General features: G+C 46.4%; 12 protein-coding genes. 9 read left to right on the top strand and 3 right to left on the bottom strand.

The annotated features are described in order from the left end of the window. Positions 1-6: 6 nt before the first annotated feature. Together C825_RS07645 and C825_RS07650 are read left to right on the top strand one after the other, a co-directional pair. A complete protein-coding gene (locus C825_RS07645; RefSeq protein ID WP_010802042.1) occupies positions 7-2,889 on the top strand; it encodes a glycosyl hydrolase in 2,883 nt (960 codons plus the stop codon). 36 nt (positions 2,890-2,925) lie between these two features. After that, positions 2,926-4,395, top strand: a complete 1,470-nt coding sequence (locus C825_RS07650) for a glycoside hydrolase family 28 protein (RefSeq protein WP_044214789.1) — start codon at positions 2,926-2,928, stop codon at positions 4,393-4,395. Positions 4,396-4,499: 104 nt separating this feature from the next. Here the strand turns inward: C825_RS07650 and C825_RS07655 are convergent, their stop codons facing one another. From C825_RS07655 to C825_RS07665, 3 genes are read right to left on the bottom strand one after another with little or no spacing between them, the layout of a single operon-like run. Further along, on the bottom strand, positions 4,500-6,818 hold the full coding sequence (locus C825_RS07655; RefSeq protein ID WP_010802044.1) for a glycoside hydrolase family 3 N-terminal domain-containing protein: 2,319 nt from the start codon (positions 6,816-6,818) through the stop codon (positions 4,500-4,502). 37 nt (positions 6,819-6,855) lie between these two features. Beyond that, positions 6,856-8,508, bottom strand: a complete 1,653-nt coding sequence (locus C825_RS07660) for a glycoside hydrolase family protein (protein ID WP_010802045.1) — start codon at positions 8,506-8,508, stop codon at positions 6,856-6,858. An 11-nt stretch (positions 8,509-8,519) separates the two neighbouring features. Continuing rightward, positions 8,520-10,841, bottom strand: coding sequence for a GH92 family glycosyl hydrolase (locus C825_RS07665; RefSeq protein WP_010802046.1), 2,322 nt, complete (start codon positions 10,839-10,841; stop codon positions 8,520-8,522). Between the two features lie 221 nt (positions 10,842-11,062). On the opposite strand from C825_RS07665, the gene C825_RS07670 reads away from it, so the two are divergent. The 7 genes from C825_RS07670 (at position 11,063) to C825_RS07700 (ending at position 20,769) form a co-directional block, all read left to right on the top strand. Further along, a complete protein-coding gene (locus C825_RS07670) occupies positions 11,063-12,886 on the top strand; it encodes a glycoside hydrolase family 38 C-terminal domain-containing protein (RefSeq protein ID WP_135033530.1) in 1,824 nt (607 codons plus the stop codon). A gap of 177 nt (positions 12,887-13,063) precedes the next feature. Then, positions 13,064-15,325 carry a LamG-like jellyroll fold domain-containing protein gene (locus C825_RS07675; RefSeq protein WP_010802048.1) on the top strand — a complete coding sequence of 754 codons (2,262 nt, stop codon included), beginning with the start codon at positions 13,064-13,066 and terminating at the stop codon, positions 15,323-15,325. Positions 15,326-15,343: 18 nt separating this feature from the next. Then, complete coding sequence (locus C825_RS07680) at positions 15,344-16,039, top strand: hypothetical protein (protein ID WP_010802049.1); 696 nt, start codon at positions 15,344-15,346, stop codon at positions 16,037-16,039. A 186-nt stretch (positions 16,040-16,225) separates the two neighbouring features. After that, positions 16,226-17,569 (top strand): hypothetical protein, encoded by a 1,344-nt coding sequence (locus C825_RS07685; RefSeq protein ID WP_250690566.1) that lies wholly within the window; start codon positions 16,226-16,228, stop codon positions 17,567-17,569. Continuing rightward, a complete protein-coding gene (locus C825_RS07690) occupies positions 17,548-18,474 on the top strand; it encodes a hypothetical protein (protein WP_250690567.1) in 927 nt (308 codons plus the stop codon). Before C825_RS07685 ends, C825_RS07690 begins: the two co-directional genes overlap by 22 nt. A gap of 1 nt (position 18,475) precedes the next feature. Beyond that, a complete protein-coding gene (locus tag C825_RS07695; RefSeq protein ID WP_250690568.1) occupies positions 18,476-19,969 on the top strand; it encodes a hypothetical protein in 1,494 nt (497 codons plus the stop codon). A 5-nt stretch (positions 19,970-19,974) separates the two neighbouring features. After that, positions 19,975-20,769, top strand: a complete 795-nt coding sequence (locus C825_RS07700) for a hypothetical protein (protein ID WP_250690569.1) — start codon at positions 19,975-19,977, stop codon at positions 20,767-20,769. The last annotated feature ends 100 nt before the right edge of the window (positions 20,770-20,869 follow it).

The raw sequence follows: 20,869 nt of genomic DNA on the forward strand, positions 1-20,869 counted from the left end.
AAAACGATGCAAAGAAGAACTTTTATCAAACAGAGTGTTTTATGGACGGCAGCTTGTGCTGCGGGTAGTCGTATGCCGTTATGGACGTTTACGGATGCGGCAGGTGTGAAGGCAAGTGTCGGTTTGCGTTCCGGCGAGTTATATGGATTGTTTCGCGATCCGCAATCAATTTACCGTCCGTTCGTGCGTTGGTGGTGGAACGGAGATAAGGTGGAGGCCGACGAGCTGAAGCGCGAGCTGCATATTTTGAAGGATGCCGGTATCGGTGGTGTGGAGATCAACCCGGTGAAGTTCCCCGGTAATGATACGGATGACTTGGGGAAGCGGTCTTTGTCTTGGTTGAGTGATGAGTGGATCGACATGCTGAAGGTGGCGTTTGACGAGGCAAAGTCGCTTGACATGACGTGCGACCTGATCGTCGGTTCTGGCTGGCCTTTCGGGGGCGAGTTCCTGGAGGGGGATGAGCGGGCGGATCTTGTGGTGAATTATTCCCGGAAGTTGACGGGGCCGATTGATTATGAGGTTTCGCGCGACGGACTGTTCAGTACGGCGGACCCTGCCATCAGTTCACCGTTCCTGGGCAGGAAGATGGAGTTGCTTTCCTTGCAGCTGGTGCCCGAGCCGTTCGGAAGCCTTGACCAGGCCATCGACTTGATGGGCAAGGAGGTTGACGGATCGTTCAAGTTCCGGGTGCCCGACGGCAAGTATGTTCTGTTTGCGCTTGTCAAGATACGGGGGTTCCTGGAGGTGATCAATGGGGCTCCGGGAGCGACCGGTCCAGTGTTGAACCATTACAACAAACCGGCCGTACAGAAATATCTGAACAATATGTCGGACAAGATCCAGCAGCGTCTGGGGCCGTTGTCGGGTCATATTCGGGCGTTGTTTACCGACAGCATGGAGCTGGAGGGGGCGAACTGGTCGTACGACATGGCGGATGAGTTCAAGCGGCGTCGCGGTTATGACGTGCAGCCTTACTTGCCGTTTATCCTTTTCAAGATGGGCAGCATGGGGAATGTGTTGACTTATGAGCCGAAAGTGAAGTTTACTCCGGAATTGGACGACACGATCCAGCGTGTACGGTATGATTTCGAATATACGAAGGCCGAATTGTTGCTCGAACGTTTTACAAAGACATATTTAGACTGGTGTAAGGGGTTGAATGTCAAATCGCGTGCACAAGCTTACGGTCGTGGGTTATTCCCGCTCGAAAATAGCTTGGATTATGATATTCCCGAATGCGAGTCCTGGACGATGACTTGGCTACGGCATCGCTTGGGTGAAGAAATGTCGGAAGAGGATTATCGTCGGGGTCGTGCCTACACAATGGTCAATAAGTATGTGTCATCTGCCGCCCATTTGCGTGGAAAACGCTTGGTGAGTTGTGAGGAGATGACGAACACTTATACCGTGTTCAATATGACATTGGAGTTGTTGAAGATCGGTGGCGACCAGACGGCTATCTCTGGTGTGACACATTCTATTTTCCACGGTTTCAACTATTCTCCAAAAGAAGCTCCGTTCCCCGGATGGATTCGTTATGGGGCTTATTATAACGAGAATAACAACTGGTGGCCGTATTTCAAGTATTATACAGCCTATAAAGGACGCTTGGCTTCTGTTTTGCAACATGGTTCCATGTATGCCGACATTGCCGTCCTGCATCCTGTGGCCGATATGTGGAGTACGTTGGGGATGCAGAACGAACCTTTCCCCTCGACCACCAACGTGATGTATAAGACATTGGTATGGGAAGCGATCCATAAAAACGGCAGCGGTTGCGATTATGTTTCCGAATCGATCATCCGGGATGCCGAGATGAAAGAGGGGTGCCTGTGCTATGGTCCACGTAGATATAAGACGCTTTTTCTGATCGAAGTGGAAAGTATGGAACCTGCTACCGCGCGTAAATTGTATGATTTTGTGGTCTCTGGCGGGCGTATCTTCTGCATTGAGGCTTATCCGCATAAATCTGTCGGCCTGAAGGATCATGACAAGCACGATAAGGAAGTGCAGGAATGGGTGGAAAAGATGAAGCAGATGGACGGACGTTTTATATTGCTTCATAAGCCGGAAAAAGACTTTGTTGGTTGGTATCAGGATGTTCAGAAAGAGTATGGGCTGACTCCGTATATGACGATCGAAAAACCTGATCCTTATCTGATGCAGAACCGTTATCAGGGGGATAACAGGGAAGAAATGTTCTTTTTCAGTTATGCGCATCGTTATAATTCGCATCAGACCCGTATTTCCTTCAGCAACGAAATTGTAAAAGGTCGTCAGGGGTGGGTGTGGGATCTGGAAACGGGCAAACGGTACCGGTTGCCGTTGGATGCTGCCAACAGTTTCCTGTTCGACTTCGGTCCGGCTGATTCTCTCTTGATCATGTTCGATAAACAGAAGAGAGGGAATGATTATAAGCCACTGCCCGCTTCTGGCGAGGGTTTAAAAGATCTTTCGTCCGACTGGGATGTTGAGTTCCGTCACAGCCGTGAGAATACAGTACAGAATACTCATTTCGACAAACTGAAGGATTTGAAGGATACGGACTATGTGAACTTTTGTGGAACGATTGTTTATAGAAAGAAAATCAATGTATCTTCACCTGCCGGAATGGTGCTTAACCTTGGGTTGGTGCATGGCGTGTCGGAAGTGTTCGTGAACGGGCAGAGTTGTGGTGTCAAATGGTATGGTCGCCGTATCCATCCGGTTGCGGCCAAGTTGAAACAGGGGGAGAATTCGGTTGAGGTACATGTAGTAACTGTTATGGGAAACTATATGAAGACGCTGAAGGATAATAAGATTGCTCAGGCGTGGACCCGTAGGCAGGATGTTGTGCAGTCGGCGGGATTGGTCGGACCGGTTACTGTTTATAGTATTGAAAGTTGAGAATTAAAAATTAAGAAATTAGGAATTTGAAGAGCTATGAATGTGATTAAAAAAATAATGATCCTGTGCTTACTGACGGGAATGGTGATTCCGGTGTGGGCAAAAGATTACCAGATGACTATGTTCGGGATCAAGTCGGATGGGACGACCATGAATACCCGTTCCATACAAAAGGCGATCGACTTTATTTCCGAGAGCGGGGGTGGACGTCTGGTGTTTACTGTCGGACGTTATCTGACCGGCAGTATTCATCTGAAGTCAAATGTGACGATCCATTTGGGAGAGGGGGCTGTGTTGGTCGGTTCCACTAATCCTTATGATTATGATATGGAACTGAATGCTTGGTATGGCTTGATCCTGGCGAACAAGCAGGATAATATCGGTATCACTGGCAAAGGGGTGATCGACGGTCGTGGACGTGAGCTTGCCAATAACTTTATCAACCAGGTTTATTCAGGGGTGATCAAGGATAAGTTGCAGTTGGGACGTGTTGCCAACCGTCCGAAGCTGGTTTATCTGCGTGAATGCAAGAACGTGGAGATAAAAGGAGTGACGATGATGAATCCGGCTTTCTGGACACAGACCTATGACCAGTGCGAGAATTTATTGATTGATGGGATCACGGTGCATAGCCGTGCTTACTGGAATAACGATGGGATGGACATTGTCGATTGCAACGGCGCGTTAATCCAGAACTGTTATGTAGATGCGACCGATGATGCAATCTGCTTGAAATCCCATAGTGCCGATGCCGTTTGCCAGCATATCGAGGTGCGCAATAATACTGCTTGTTCAAGCGCAAGCGGTATCAAGTTCGGAACGGCTTCGACGGGTGGCTTCAAGAACATAAAGATCATCAATAATACTGTATTCGACACGTTCCGTTCGGCCATAACGATCCAGGCGGTTGATGGCGGGCAGGTTGAAAATGTGGTAGTGGATAGCCTTCGTTCCATCAATACCGGAAATCCCATCTATTTGGTCGTGGGAGAACGCCGTGAGGGACGTCGCAGCCGAATGGACAACGTGCATATCTCGAATGTCTATGCCGAAGTTCCGGCGACAAAACCGGATGCCGGGTATGAATATGAGGGGCCGACGGAAGATAATCCGCGCAATGTCTCACCTTCCGGTATTGTCGGCTTGCAGGATAATATGATTACGAATGTTTCCATCGAGAATGTCGAGATCGTCTATCCGGGTGGTGGCAATCCGTTGTATGCCAAAGTGGGTTTGAATGAATTGGACAAAGTACCGGAAATGCCGAAGGCCTACCCGGAGTTCTCTCAGCATAAGGAGTTGCCGGCCTGGGGATTCTATGTCCGTCATGCCAATAGGGTCGTTTTCAAGAATGTAAAGTTGACGGCTTTGAAGAAAGATTATCGTCCAGCCATTGTGTTGGATGATGTGCATAATGGTATCTTTTCTAAGATTAAAGTGAAAGAACCATCTGTTGGCAAAAAAGAAAAGATTTATGTTTATAAGTCGACAGAGATCAAGAAGTAAATAAAGCATACTTGTAAATTTGAACAAAGCGTAGCGAATCAGGAAACATCTTCGTTACGCTTTGTTTTTCTATGTCATCGAACCAACAATACCGGGTATGGACGTTATTCTACTGTCAATGTTAGTTTCTGTAAATCCTCGTCTGCGGATGAAGAGCCGACCATAATTGTAAAATCGCCGGGTTCGACCTCCCATACTTTACGGCTCGTATAAAATTTCAGGTCATCTGGGGTAATCGCAAACTCGATGTTCTTGGTTTCACCTGCTTTCAGAGATACGCGTTGGAATCCTTTCAATTCTTTGACAGGCCGAGTAACGGATGCATATTCATCCCGGATATATACTTGTACGATTTCTGTTCCGTTCATCTCCCCCGCGTTTGTTACATCGAAAGAAAGTGTTATCGACTCGTCTTTTTTGATTCTATTTTTCGAAAGAACGGGTTTCCCATATCGATAAGACGTATAACTTAATCCATATCCGAATGGGAAAAGATAACCGGTATGTGTCAGAGCGAACTGACGGGAATATTGGGAGGACTTGTGGTTGTAAATTGTCTGGACTTGTCCGACATTATAAGGAACTGTTACCGGTAGTTTACCGGAAGGATTCACATCGCCGAACAGCACTTCCGCAATAGCCTGTCCGCCCATCATGCCTGGTTCCCAGGCTTCGAGGATGGCCGACAGATGTTCGTTCGCCCAAACTACGCTTAACGGCCGACCGTTAAGCATTATCAGAACAGTTGGCTTCCCTGACGCGTAGATTTTTTCAAGTAACTCCTGTTGTAGTCCGGGGAAATCCAGATTATCCCGGTCACAGTTTTCGCCGCAGGTACGTCCTTTACTTTCATAACGTTGGGCGTTTTCACCGATCACGACAATGTTCAGATCTGCTTCCTTTGCCTTGTGTCCAGCTATTTCGATGTCTTCCGGCTGGATGTTTGTGATTACACCAGAGAAACATAGTGAATCGATAGCAGCATCCGGACAGGCGGCGCGAATGCCTTCATAAACTGTTATCACGTTATCGTCCGGTTGCGGCATTACCCAATCACCCAAAATTGTCTGGCTATCAGCATTGGGGCCTGTGATGAAAATCTTCTGATACACTCCTTTTTTTAGGGGAAGCAACCCGTCGTTTTTCAATAAGACGAGTGACTGCCGTGCTGCTTCCAAAGCTGTCTGTCGGTGCTTGGAGGGGGCAATCAGGGCACGAGTACCCGGAATGTCCACTACTGGATTTTCAAACAACCCTAACAGGAATTTCGCTTCTAATATTTTATGGACAGCCTTGTCAATCCGTACTTCCGAGATGTGACCGTCTCGTACGGCAGTCAGGATTGTTTCGAAAAACTTGTCACCTTGCATGTGCATATCGATACCGGCCTCTACCGAAACTCGAAAAGCCTCTTCTTCACTTGGCAGATAATGGTGCATGGAGTACATGCGCTCAATGTCCATCCAGTCGCTGACGATAAATCCCTTGAAACCTATCTCATCGCGAAGCAGATCATTCAGCAACCAATAATTACCGTGGCAAGGGATACCGTTCAACTCGTTATGAGCCGCCATCACAGTAAAAACGTTTGATTGGACCGCCGAGATGAAAGGTGGCAGGAAAACTTCGCGTAATTTTTGTTCCGACATATCCATCGGAGCAGCATTGATGCCTCCCATGGGTTCACCACCGCCTATCAGGTGCTTGGCACATGCTAGTACGCGTTCTGGTTCTACACCGTAACGGCCCTGTAAACCATAAATCAAACTTGTCCCCCTTTGGGTAACCAAATATGTATCTTCGCCGAACGTCTCCCCGATACGCCCCCAACGGGCATCGCGTGCCACATCCAGATTCGGATTGAAAGCCCAGTGCATACCGCTGGCACGCATTTCACAGGCAGTTTCCTGACCGCTTTTTTCTAATAGGTCGGGGTTGAAAGTCGATGCCATACCAATAGCGGTCGGATAGATTGTACAGCCAGCATGAAGCCCATTGCCGTGAATTGCGTCAACACCAATCAGAAGAGGTATTTTCAGCCGAGTTTGTCGGGCAACCTGCTGCAAGGCGTTCGCTTCTTCCACTGAGAGGACATGAAGGAAAGAGCCGATTTCGCCTTTCCGCACTTTGTCTATGATTGTCTGAAATTTTAGTCCGAATGCGTTGGAGTCGATATTTCCCATGTCATTGCTGTTTTGATCGGACTTTTTCTCGTTCTGTTTGACATGACCGGGACCTACGTACTGGCACATTTGTCCGATTTTTTCTTCTAGTGTCATCTCTTTCAGCAACAAGGCTGCACGTTTTGCAGGAGGAAGAGATGTGTCATGATAATTTTTTTCAATAGAAGCGGACATCAAGAAGAAACTTCCCGCAAATACTGCTCCACAAAACAGGGAGTGACTGACAAGCTTTGTATTCATGTTACTGAATTTTTTTATTTTCGTGATAAAGATAACTTTAGAAATATCCGTGTGTTTTCACATCTCCATATTTGAGAGCAATCTCAACCCGTTTAACAGTGAATATTTTATCTTTTTCAGACTGGAAGCCGATGCGGTTATATCCTTGCTTGAGAACTTTTTCTGGCAAGATAAAGGCATAATCTTTTTCTTTCCCTTCTAGGCCACGTTCTTTGTCGTACAAGTGAACGTAGGTTGGCATTTCTTTTTCAACCGTTTTCCCATTTACTGTCAGTTTGCAAGTTATCGGATGACTGGTACGGATGAATAGGATTACTTCTTCCGGATAGCCTTCTTCTACAGCGTCACCAATGTAAATATCTACATCTTTTTGTTCTCCATTCTTTATTTTTAGAGGGAGTGGGGAGTTGTGATTTATTTTATATTCATTACCAACGTTTGACAACATATAGATTTTATTACGTCCTTTCAATGTCTCCAGTGAACCTAATTCCTGAAGTAGCTCCGGCATCATGACTCGGCAAACTTGGTCGCCATCTTCTAAGTACAGTTTCCCATCATGTTCGGTATTAAACGCGCCGAAATAATAATTGAACAGGTAGATTCCGTCTGCCCCTTGTGAGAGAATGTGAGAACACATGCCCCTGTGCATACCGTGTGACCAAGGTTCTCGGGGACGGTATCCTCCATCGTCGATCGAGCTATAGAACGGAATATTGAGGTCTTCCCCTAATTCTTTTCGGAATTGGGCTACCGGCATGGCAGGGTCTCCTCTCCAATGAACACCTGTACTGATGAAGTCCAGTAGTCCGAGGCGAAGCCATTCACGTATATCCAGTCCTTTCATCATGTTTTGTTCGACCGTAGGCGCTACACGTGCAGAGAGCAGGATTTTTCTACCTTGTTTAATCGAAGTTTCATCCACTTTTTGTCGGATATCTTTTACTAATTGTGTCATAAGTGGTGCGTTCTGAGGTCCGGTTCCTGATTTGAAGTAAACGATAAAACGCATGAAGTCGAGATCATATCCGTCGATTATATCGCTATAGTTTTCCAATTGTTCCGTAATAATTGCTAGTTTACGATCACGTACTTCTTTTATTGTGAAGTCGAGAGCTCCAGCACTGTTGTAACCTTGTGTTGTGTCGTTCAGCCAGTATTCCGGATGTTGAATCCAGAAATCGGTGTATAAGATAGGGCAATGTGTTGTCGTATCATTGAAATGAAGGTCGTTCATTCGGTAAGTAATAAATGTTTCCATTCCTTTTGCCTTGGCTCTTCTTAGGGTGTGGTCAATAATATCTGTACCTTCTTTTTCCAAAGCCAGGTGATTCAGATAGTATTGGCGGAAAGAGTTATATTGAGCCGTGTCACAACCGCAATCCAACGTTCCGTTTAGATCGTCTCCCATTACGTGCCCATATTTGGATCGGGTATAGAAGAAATCGCTACCAGAACACATCATATAGGTTGTGACCTGTGAGTTTGCTACCATGTCAACACTGGAGTCCAGATCGGCGAGCGTAAGTGGACGGTATTTGAACCAACGGTTTCCTAAAAGATCTGAACCATCATTGTTGTGGATAATTCGAAATGTCCGTTCTGATGTTTTTTTTACATCGGGTGTACAGGCAAAGAATACTTGTACACAGAAAAGAATTGAGAGATAGTTAATTATAAGTGATTTCATATGATATGTAATTAATTTTTCAGTGAATATGCTTTTTCATCTTCCGTAAACAGCCTTTTCTTATTAGGGCTCGATGCCATCTGGAAGACAAGTTCGCCTCCGTTCATGATGTCTTGGTGGGTGATATACGCCTTTTTGTAAGGTTTACCGTTCAGGGTGACAGATTTGATGTAACGGTTCTTGTCGTTGACTTTATCCGCTCTGATTGTAAATGCTTTTCCGTTTTCCAGGTTTACCTTCATATAAGAGAGGTAAGGAGCTCCAATGACATACTGGTCGGTTCCTGGACATACCGGATAGAATCCCATAGCCGAGAAGATGTACCAAGCGGACATCTGACCGCAGTCGTCGTTGCCGCATAAGCCGTCGATATTGTTGCGGTACATACGGTTCATGATCTCACGAATCCAGTATTGTGCCTTCCACGGTTCGGTAGTCCAACTATATAAATAAGGAATGTGGTGACTTGGTTCGTTGCCGTGAACATAAGTGCCGAGTAGACCTTCGCGTGTCACATCTTCAGTTTTGGAAAAAAACTTATCCGGTAGATGCATGGTGAACAAGGAGTCCAGTTTCTTGATAAAGCAGTGGTTACCTCCCATCAACCGGATCAGATCGGACGGAGCCTGCGGAACATAGAAAGAATAGTTCCAGGCATTTCCCTCGATAAAACCTTGTCCGTGTGTGCTGAGTAGGTCGATATTCTCCTTCCAGCTACCGTCTTTGTATCGTGGACAAGCGAAACCAAGACTGGGTTTAAACACGTTCTGGTAGGAGAGGGCACGTTTCTTGTAAGTATTGGCAATCTGTTTGTCTCCTAATAAGAGAGCTGTATGATAGATCGTCCAGTCTTCATATGCATTCTCCAACGTGATGGAGGCGGAAGTGGAGGATTTGTCGAAAGGAACATATCCTAATTGTTTATATTCATCCGTGTGATCATAATACGGGATGTTTGAACTGCTGACCATCGCCTTGATTGCCTCTTGTTTGTTGATCGGTAAACCTTTGGTGATGGCGTCGGCTAGGACTGAAACTGAGTGATAACCGATCATACACCAGTTTTCGTTTCCCATGTGCGACCAGACTGGAAGCAGGTGATGCACACTTTGGTTGTAATGGGTGAGCATCGATTTCACAAGGTCCGTGCTGACATCTCGTTTGATGATGTTGAATAATGGATGCAAAGCTCGGTATGTGTCCCAGACTGAAAATACGGTGTAGTTTGTAAAGCCTTCAGCCTGGTGTATATTGTGGTCGATCCCTCGGTATTTTCCGTCGACATCCATATAAATAGACGGGTTGATCATCGTATGGTACAAAGAGGTATAAAGCATGGCTAGCTGGTCGTTACTGCCCTTCGCATCAATGATGGACAGTGCGTTTTCCCATTTTTCGTTCGTTTCCTGGTGGATCGTATCAAATGATTTACCGCTAACCTCTGCTTGCAGGTTCTTTACGGCTCCGTCTGTTCCGACAGCCGAAAGTGCCACTTTGATTTCAAGTGGGGTATTTCCTTCTTTGAACTCGAAATAAGAAACAACTTTGCGTCCGCCGATTTCGGGAAAGTTTTCTGCTGTCTTGAAACGTCGGAAACCACCTGGGTAGTTGACCTTTTCCCGATCTATATATCCGTAATGGATGATCGGCTGGGAGAACGAGATTGCAAAATAGGTATAGTTTACACGGCTCCATCCATTAGTGATGCGGTAACCGGTAACCAATGTGTCGTTTTCGACCCGTAGATTCGCCCACAATACCTTACCGTCGTAATTGTAGATACCGTGATTGAGGTCGAGTATCAGTTGCTTCTTTTGATCGGTTGGATAGGTGTATTTATGAATACCGGTCCGTTCGGTTGCCGTCAGTTGCACTTTGATCTGGTTGTCAACCAGTAACACTTCGTAGTAGCCCGGACGGGATATTTCGGTATCATGGCTGAATCGGGAACGATAGCCGCTGTCCGGATTATCGGCCGTACCGGGATTGATCTGCAATTTCCCGGTGAAAGGCATCAACAGGATATCGCCGAGGTCGGAATGTCCTGTTCCACTGAAATGCGTATGGCTGAAGCCGACGATGGAACTGTCCTTATGTTGGTAGCCTGCACAGTATTCATACACGCGAGGTTGATAGACACCGTTGATGTTGTGAGGAATGGTATCGGTATCAGGACTTACTTGTACGATGCCGAATGGGGCGCAGGCACCAGGAAATGTATGTCCCATCCCGTTTGTTCCGATGATCGGGTTTACCAGATCGGTCTTTTGCGCCATAACCGGCATAGTCATGCAGGTAAGAGCGATAATCAGTGATTTCATTTGTTTTTGCATATGTGTTTTTCTTATTTTCTGGAATATTCAAAAATAAGCAAAGTCGCAAATATGTAAATGTATTTTTTGTCAGATTTATTTAGATATTTGGCTAAATGGCGGAAAACTATAACATATCTGTGAATCGACTCATAATATATGATTTAGTTTAGCTGGTATAAGAATAGGGAAATAATGCTGATTTTGCAGAAGCTGTTTTTGCTGAGAATCCCGAGTTGCCGGTGGTACGTGGAGATATGTCTGACAGTTGGGTACATGGCGTAATGTCTAATCCGCAGGCAACCCGGACTGCAAGAAGAGTACGTCCCCTGATGCCTTTGCTGGAAACTTTGCATACACAGGAAAAGGAATGGGGAATCATGCCTTACGAAATTGATGAAGACTTGGCTTATATATATGATAAAAGCCTGATGTACGGCGAACATACCTGGGGACTTGCCAACCAGCATTTTGTTCCCGGCTTAACCGGCAAAGACTGGTATAAGATGTATGTTACCGGTTTGGACCCTGCGTATGCCCGGATGAAAGAGTCATGGAAAGAACATATCGGGTATATTGAAGATGCTGAGCAGGCTTTGCGGCCGGAACTGGAGAATGAACTTGCTACGTTGACAGAGAATGTTGCTCAGGAAGGTTTCCGTTTCGTTGTATACAATCCGCTTCCATGGGAACGTGGAGGGATGGTGAATTTTGTATTACCGTCACAAGGTTCTATCAAAGAGGCTTATGTGAAAGAAGTGGGGACCGGTCGTATCTATGACCTGAAAGTGTATGGTGCCGATTCAAAACGCCTGGGTACTTTCTTCGCCGAAGGTATACCGGCAAATGGCTATAAGACATATATCCTGACAGATGAGTCACCTGCCCAAGTCGAAAACTCATTAAAAGGGGAAGAACAGGCTAATTATATAGAGAACAAATGGTACAAAGTCTCATTTGACAAAAAGAAAGGATGCATCAGGAGTATCTGGGATAAGACAAACAAGCGGGAATTAGTGGATGACCAGTCTGAAAATGGTTTTGGCTCTTATGTGTATGAAAGATACGACAAAGAGCAATCATACCGCTATCTGAAAGAATATATATATGACAAATACAAAAATTCTCATTATCAGATAACAGGTAAAAGTACCTATTTGGATGAACGGACAAAAGGCATACATGAATCTCCCCGGGATATGGAATTTCATGTGGAGTACCATAAGTCATCCATCCGTGGCGTGTTAACTCCTTCTGCATTTGTCGGAGAGGAAAAACATACGGCTGGCCTGACCGTGACGCTTTACGAGAATATGCCTTGTATAGATGTGAAACTTTCCGTAATCAATAAGCCGGCAACGGAAGAACCTGAAGCCGGATGGATTGCATTGCCGTTTAAAACAAAATCTCCGGAATATCGGGTTGGACGTATCGGTTCGGTTGTCGATCCGGCCAAAGATTTGATAGAAGGCAGCCAGTTTAATTATATCTGGTCCAATTCGGGAATAATGATAAAAGATGAGGAGTATTCCGTTGGTGTTTGCCCGATAGATGCACCTGCATTTGTTTTGGGCGATTTGGATTTTATGCATTATGCCGATACCTATGAAAATCCCCGGTCGCATGTGTACTTCAACTTGTTTAATAATCGTTGGAATACAAACTTTGCTTCTTTTTGGAATGGCAACCTGACTTCGGAAGTCCGTCTATGGGTGAACCCGAAGAATGCAGATGATGAGTCCGGTTTAATAACTCCCGCATGGGAAACCCGTCTGCCTTTGCAGGTCGGAATCGCCACCTGTCCTGCCGGTAAATTGCCGATAATGAACGAAGGCGTGAAAATATCCCGTAAAGGAGTACTGTTAACGGCTTATGGCAATAATCCTGACGGTGGTGGCAAATTATTGCGTGTATGGGAACAAAGCGGTGAAAGTGGTCTCTGTGAAATCTCTTTGCCGGTAAAGAGAGATGGAGTGGCACAACCTGTGAATTTGAGAGGCGTTCCCAATGGAAATCCAGTCAAGATACAAAATGGTGTATTTAAACATAGAATTGAGCAAGTTTGAACCTGCCAGTTATTTGATCTATTAATTAAACTACCGTATCGGGAGAAATGGGATATTTTCAAGTGTGACATCAGTAAGCAATAATAATCCACTGATTTAGCAGTTATTTGCTATTTTTTAATAGAGATAGCAACTTTTATATTTGCGTTGTTAAATCTGTACATAAAGTATATACCAATGAAAATAAAGAGAACAACATTAACAGTAGCATTAGTCGTCCTATGTTTTTTCGCAGAAGCGAAGGTCAAACCTGTCGTACATTATAATTTCGGTAAATCGGGAAATGTGACCTATGCGGTGGCTCCCGATAAATTAAAACCGGTAACCGGAACGGGAGAGCTAACCGCTTTAGGCCGTCCTGTTTTCTATGCCGATGCTCCCGGTAACAAAAAAATGAAGGGAGAAGGAGGTCTTTTATTCAATGGTGACGGGGATGGTTACAGATTGGCGAATCCATTTGGAACACCTGCGGAGAATCAAATGCTGGAAGTGTGGGTGAAGCCGCGTCATAATAGGCAAAGAGAGCAGAAGAAGCATTCGTCCCAGGTTGTTGTGGCTAATGGTAACGGAAAAGAAGGATATGTAATTGTCCGAAAAGGAGATAAATGGCAATTAATCTCCGGAAGTTCCGGTGTTGTGACTATCGGCGAGGTTGCCGAAGATGTATGGACCCATCTGGCAATGGTAGTGGATGGCGAGAAAGGTTCCGTATGGCTGAACGGAAAGAAGACCGGTATCTTTAATCCTACCAAGGCGATTGCTTCCAACTTCTCGATTGCTGTATCTGAAGAAGGAAAGGAGGCATTCTATGGTGAAATATATGAGGTCAGATATAGTACGTTTACCGCAGGGAAGTTTGACCCTGACTCTGATTTTTTATTGGATTACAAGAAGATAAAGGAACAAAGCAAACAGCGTCTGGCTGAGCGACAATCCCTGGTTCGCCAACTGGAACAAGAGGGGGCGGGTAAGGAAATCGTATCGGAATTGCCGAATCTCCGCCAACAAAAAGATTGGTTGATTGAACCCGTAGAAAGCCAATGCCGTAGGTACGTGCAGAAGTCGGACGATGGAGTGACTTCGATGTTTCAACTGAACAACGGACTGATTTCCCGTACTTTTTATGTCGGTGAGAACCTGGCTTGTGTGGGGTATAAGAATCATTCCAACGAAGCGGAGTATCTTCGGGCCGTAAAACCCGAAGCCCGTGTATGTATCGACAGTGTATGGTATGAAGTCGGAGGGCTGAAAGAACAGCCGGAGTTATCCTATTTACTGGATAGCTGGTATCCGCAACTGGAAGCATCCGACCTGGCATTTACATTGGAAAAGGTGGAAACAGGAATGCCGCTGGAACGTTACCCATGGACCCGGAAGTTTAATGCTGTTTCTACCGATTGGCCCGCCAAAGGGTTGCGTATGGAAATGACATTTGTCCCGACAGGGAACATGCCCGCCGTAAAGGATGTAAAAGTGAAAGTCATTTATGAGATTTATCAGGGTTTGCCGGTTATGGCAAAATGGATTGAAGTTATCAACGAAAATGATACGAATATAGTGCTGAATGATATGGAATGCGAGGTATTGGCTGTTAATCAGGACCAGGTAAAACGCATCCATGTCGAAAGCGATTTCTCTTTTGCACTGGTGAATGCCGATATAGAAGGCAGTGCACTGATGCATTATGCCGGAACTCCCAAAATCTACCATGTCGGCAGTTCTACGACCAGATGGATGGTGGATAAGGAGTATAATACCTGGGCCAGCCACAATCAGGCGGAGGATAAGTTTTTAGGATTTCCTCATCATAATCTGTTGATAAGCACATTGCCGATGGGGCCCAATACCCGGATAGGCAAGGATAGCCCGTTCAAATCTTATATCACTTTCGAGTTGTTGCAGGATAGCGACGATCGTGAAAGGCAATCGTTGGGACATCGCCGGATGTATAAGAAACTGGCTCCCCAGACAACCGAATCGTTGATTGCGGGAGGTATTACCTCTCACGATGAGGAGAAACTGAAGTCTTTCATCGACCAGATGTCGGAATTGGGACTTGAACAGCTGGATATTCAGGCGTGGCCGGGTGTCAGCCATGATAATCTGGATTCTGCTTATGTGCAATTATGGCGTAGAGTCGCTTCTTATGCCAAAAAACGGGGTATTGTCATGGGTGGTTATGAGTTGCAGGTCGCTTCCCGCGGACGAGGAAAAGAGGTGGATTGCATCCATCCGGAGACGGGAAAACCGGGTAGTCTTTTCGGACAAAGTGTTTGTATTGCCAGCCAGTGGAAAGATACCTATTATCCGAAGATGTGGGAGTTCTTCGATAAGACGGGTTTTATGACTTACAATATGGATGGCCCGTATCATGGCGACCCTTGTGCTTCAACCGTCCACCTGCATCATGCCGGCTTGGAGGATTCACAGTGGCAATAGTGGAAAACGCAGGTGGAAGTGATCCATGAATTACAGCGCAGAGGCATGTATATACCTATTCCCGACTGGTATTTCCTGAACGGACAATGTTCGACAGGAATGGGATATCGTGAAGCGAGTGCTAACCTGACTCCGCAACAGCAGTTATTATTAGGACGTCAGTATATCTATGACGGAACCTGGCATAAGATACCGCCTATGGGGTGGATGACCTTGCAGTTAGTCGGTTTCTATACGAATGATCCGCGTGTCGGTCTGGAACCGTTATGCGAAAATCTGGACCGTTATGAGCAACAATTGATTCAGTTTCTGGGAAGTGGTTGCCATCTGACTATCCGTGGAAATCGTTTATACGATACCCCGGAGACAAAACAGTTGGTATCTAAATGGATTAACTGGTTTAAAGAGTACCGTGATATTCTTACGTCGGATATTATTCATGTCAGCCGACCGACCGGACGCGATTTGGATTGCATGATGCATGTAAATCCGTTTATCAAACACAAAGGGATGGTTATCGTCTTTAATCCGACCGACCGCGATATAACGAAAGAAATGCGTCTTCCGTTGTATTATACCGGATTGAAAGGAAAAGTAACGATTATAACCTCCGATGGCTCTAAAAAGAATTACCCGTTGGATCAGAACGGAAATTTACTTCTTCCGGTATCTGTAACAGCACAGGGTACTTCTTGGTTTTTAATAGAGGAGTAATGTAAATAGCCGAACAAACGAAATTAGGTCGGTTTGAACCTTAAAAATGTAAAAAAAGACTGTTGCATATAAATCTTACCGGAGTGGTAGGTGTATTTATTATAGAATGGTAATCTTATTGGGAGATAGTTGTTAGTCGATAAGTGGAATTTGTAAAATGCGTTTAAAGTAATAATCAGGTTTGATATGAATCTATACAAGTGTGTTTTTATATGTGCTCTTTGTCTTTTGTCGGGAGCTCATGTTGGTGTCATTGCACAACAAGCTTCATGGCTTCCGGAAGTAAAGAATGCGAATAAGCCTATTCGTTTACTGGAGTGTACATACAATGAAGCAGAGTTAAAGCAAAGTAAGGAGGTTAGTACGACCACCGATTGGGATGTCCGTACGGAACAGACTGCGGTGAAAGATGGTAAAACGTATACCTTCACCTTTACCGCCAAACAGGATATGAAAGATGCCGGAGTGGCCGTTGCTTTCGACCAATATGGCTGGACGAGCGATAATTACGTGATGATTCCCTCTTCCGTGTACAATGGAAACCGGCAGCGTATCGTCAACCGTGCGTATGCGACCGGACTGGATAATACCGATTACCGTCGGAAAGATCTGGCACTGACCTCTAACCCTATTCCTCAATTGTCCCCGGAATATGGTGCCGGTTCCCGCCTGGAAGTGAATATAAGTAATACGGCAACTCCGGCTATCACGATCCTGGACCGGGCAAAACAAAAGGGTATATTCCTGTTGACCGACCAGGGTATAGACTGGAATAACCAGGTGTTGGACCATGCCCTGATCGTGGAGGAAACTCCCGACAGAAGTGTGGCTTCATTTATCATCAGTGCTCCGGGGGTACGTGAACGGAAGCCTGAATTTATCGGTTTCAGCAAAAGTCCCGACCGGGGCGTACAGGTAAAGAAAGGCGATCAGATCGTTATCCGGGTAACGGAAGTGACTTTCCCTTGTAAAGATGTACCTGAACTGCTGGCCCGTTTCATGAAAGACCGTAAGTCGCATGCGGGCGGAGAAGCGCCCCGCAACCTGATGCCGATGAGTGAAGTGTTGACCCGTATGGTGAAAAATATCGATGACCGTTACTATATCGGCGACCAGTGGCAATACTATTGCCCGGAAAATGCCAATTGGATGTCGTACGGTTGGATAGGCGGCCTGATGAATACGTATCCGATGCTGGCTTTGGGTGATGCGGAACATCTGCAAAAAGTAAAGAACACATTCGATTTCGCCTTGCCGCGTGCCAAAGGGAAAAGCGGATATTATTATGATGTGCTGGGAGCAGACGGAAAGCCTTTTTCCCGGGATGCCGCCGCCAATCATCCGGGAGTCGGACTGACCCGTAAGAACGGGGATATCCTGTATTGGATGGTTAAGCAGTTTATGTTGCTGAAAGAACAGGAAAAAGCCAATGCTATCGACCCAGAATGGGAAACCAATGTACGGCTTCTGGCGGATGCCTTCGTCAATACCTGGAAGAAACATGGGACATGGGAAATTACCTGGACGTAGAATCCGGCGATATCGCTGTTTACAATACGACCAGTGGGGCCATGGCGGTGGCCGGCCTGGCATTGGCCTCCGGCTATTATAATAATCCGGATTATCTGAAGGTCGCTTGTGAAGCGGCAAAAGATTACTATGATAGTTTCGCATTGGTCGGTTTTACTTCCGGTGGTTGCGGTGATATCCTGCAAAATGCGGATTCGGAGACGGCAGTTGCTTTGATGACTTCCTTGATGACATTGTATGAAGTAACCGGTAAGGAACAATATCTGAAACAGTCGGCCGACCTGGCAAACCTGTGTGCCACCTGGACTGTCTCTTTCCCTTACCGCTTGCCGGAGAATACTCCCCTGGCAAAGTTGGGGGCAAACCTGACCGGAGCCGTATGGGCCAGTACGCAGAATAAGCATGGTGCTCCCGGTTTCTGTACCCAGTCCGGCGATGCCTTGTTCAAATTGTATCGCTCGACCGGCGATGCCTCGTATGCCGAACTGTTGCGTGATGTCATCCATGCGCATGCCGAAGGTATCCAGCCGAATGGAAAGATTACGGAACGTCTGACCTATTGCGATGCCGACAGCCGGGGTTCACGTGGCGACGGCGGACAGACGGGTTGGAACGAGACGAACGGTGCCCTGATGGCGTTGGAAATCCCCGGTATTTATGTGCGTACCGACCTCGGTTCGTTGTACATCTTCGACCATGTGGAAGCGAAAATAGTAAAGCAAAACAACAAGCAGACGGTTCTTCAAATTACAAATCCTACTGCCTATGACGCCACCGTAACAATCTTTGCCGAGAATGCGGAACAGGCTTCCCGCCCTCTGGGTGATAACGCTTTCCTGCAATGGAAAGACAAGGTGACGGTAAAGGCCGGTAAAACGGTAAACTATAAAATGAAAACAAATTAATATGATACCTTATATGGATAATATGTGTAAGAAATGTCTCTCTCTCCTGGCTGTATCCTTGACGCTTTTCGGTTGTACGACCGAAAAGACATGGGATTTTCAGACCGATTATTTCAGTATCGGCATTAACGACAAGGGGTATATCACGAGTATGAAGAATACGACTGTCTCCCCGAACCGCGAGTTCAGTCCTGCCGACAAACCCTCTCCGTTGTTGTCGCTCTATGATAGTGAAAAGAAAGTGTATTATACGCCCCAAAAGGCCGTTTATAATGCAGAGGCTGATTGCTTTACCCTCGAATACCCGAACGGTTCGGTAGCAACGATAACCCTGCAACCGGCCGATAAATATTTCAAACTGACCCTGAACAGCCTCGAACCCCGGAATGGCATCGACTGCATCCAATGGGGTTCCTATTATACCAATATCGACAACCTGTTGGGCGAAATCATCGGAGTGGCCCGCGATACCAGCGATGTAGTCAATTACAGCATCGGTATGCTTGCCCTCAACGACAATACCATTGGCGGTACCGCCGATATAGAAGGGGATGCGGCTCCATTCCAATATATCATTCACACGCCCGACGCGAAACGTTTCCCGTTGCCGGATAGCCTGCATGAAGGACAGGTGTTTACACTGGGCGGAAACGGTATCAGCGACGTCGCTTTCTATGCCAATAAAGAACCTTATTACCGCATCATGTACGGAAATGCCGCGATGGTCGATAGTCTGGGACGTATCTTTTTGAATTATCAGTCGCGCGACCGTACGAAAAGCCGTCAGGTTCATTATTCCCTGATACCCAATATGCCGGCCAATATTCCGAACCATATCGATGTGGAGCCGATTCCGGGAGTCGATTTTATCGGTTCTTCCATCGCCTTGTGGGGAAGTCCCGACAGCACGGCTTTGATGGACGTGATACAGGATATCGTCCTGTCCGAAGGATTGCCTCATCCGACTGTCAATGGGAAATGGATTAAAGACCCAGCTGCCTATTCGCCCGATGTTATGACCAGCGGAAACCAGTACGACAGCATCATTTCCTATACCGCCAAACTCGGTTTCCCGGCTATCCATGCCTACGACCAGGGCTTCTTGCGTCCCGACCGTGCCAATGAAGGTTATCTGGACGGCAGGAACCAGGAAAAGAAACCTTTCCGCTTTCACTCTGGTAACAAATCCCACCGTGAATTTGCCGACATGGCGGCCGCGAAAGGCATCATGCTGGGACGTGTCAATATAACGAATTCACTGGCACCGGGCACGAAGGATGCCAGCCCTGTCCCGAGCGATAGCCTGTGTTATCAGCAGAAACGCATCTTGATGAAAGACCTTTCTCCCGAAGATACCGTTATCATTGTGGACGATCCTACCTATCTGGAAGAAATAGCCAGCTGGGAAGGACATTGTGAAAATCTGAACATGGTAAAGATCGGCGGCGAACTGATTCATTACCTGGGTGTCTCCGAAACGGCCCTTATACCCTGAAGAATGTGACCAGAGGCTATTGGGGAACCAAGCCAACCGCACATAAGGCAAATGATACCGTCTATAAATTGCAGGTAACCATCAATTACGGTTACGAAGGTATCATCCCGAATCTGGCCCTCCAGGACAAGATCGCCGAATATTATGCCGATGTATCCCATCTGTGCGGTTTGACCCTTTACGACTTCGACGGGCAGGAATTCCTGTTCAATAACGGTCACGGTTACTATTCCGCCAAACGTTTCTTCCGGAAAATGTTCGGTCGGGCGAAAGAGTTGGGAGTCCCTTATATCCGTTTCTCCGGCGCTACCCTGTCGGAAGGTTCGTGGCATTACCAGAGTGTATGGAATGTCGGTGGCGGACGTAACCTCTATGACATCGATACCCGCGAGTGGGGTAGTGCCACCAGCCAGGGAAAAGACTTGCGCGATGTCACTTATTCCAATTATTACCCGGTCTCTTTCGGTGGAAACTTTGCCATTAAAGATACCTCTACCGTTGAGCAGTATGAGCATGTACAGGCAATCTCGGTCGGTTACGGGGCCACTTACTTCTTGGCGATCAACCAGAAAGACGTGGAAAGTTGTCCGCAGAAAGATCAGATATTTGCTGCGATCCGCACCTGGGAAGATGCCCGCCATGCCAACGCTTTCCCTCGTGCGATAAAGAAACTCCTGCGCGACCCGTCCTATGATTGGCGGCTGGAAGCAGGCGCAGACGGTAACAGTTGGACGCTTCATCGGCTTGTCGATGGAAAAAGTGTGGAAACCTTTGATCTGAAACGGGCGAAGGGTTATTAAAATAGCACAGTAGTGCCACTAAGGATAGCATTATAGTGTTACATATAGTAGCTCTATAGTGCTATGCATAGTGGCACTATTGTGTTATTTGTCGTTTGAA

The organism is Parabacteroides sp. ASF519 (assembly GCF_000364265.2).
GTDB classification, from domain to species: domain Bacteria; phylum Bacteroidota; class Bacteroidia; order Bacteroidales; family Tannerellaceae; genus Parabacteroides; species Parabacteroides goldsteinii.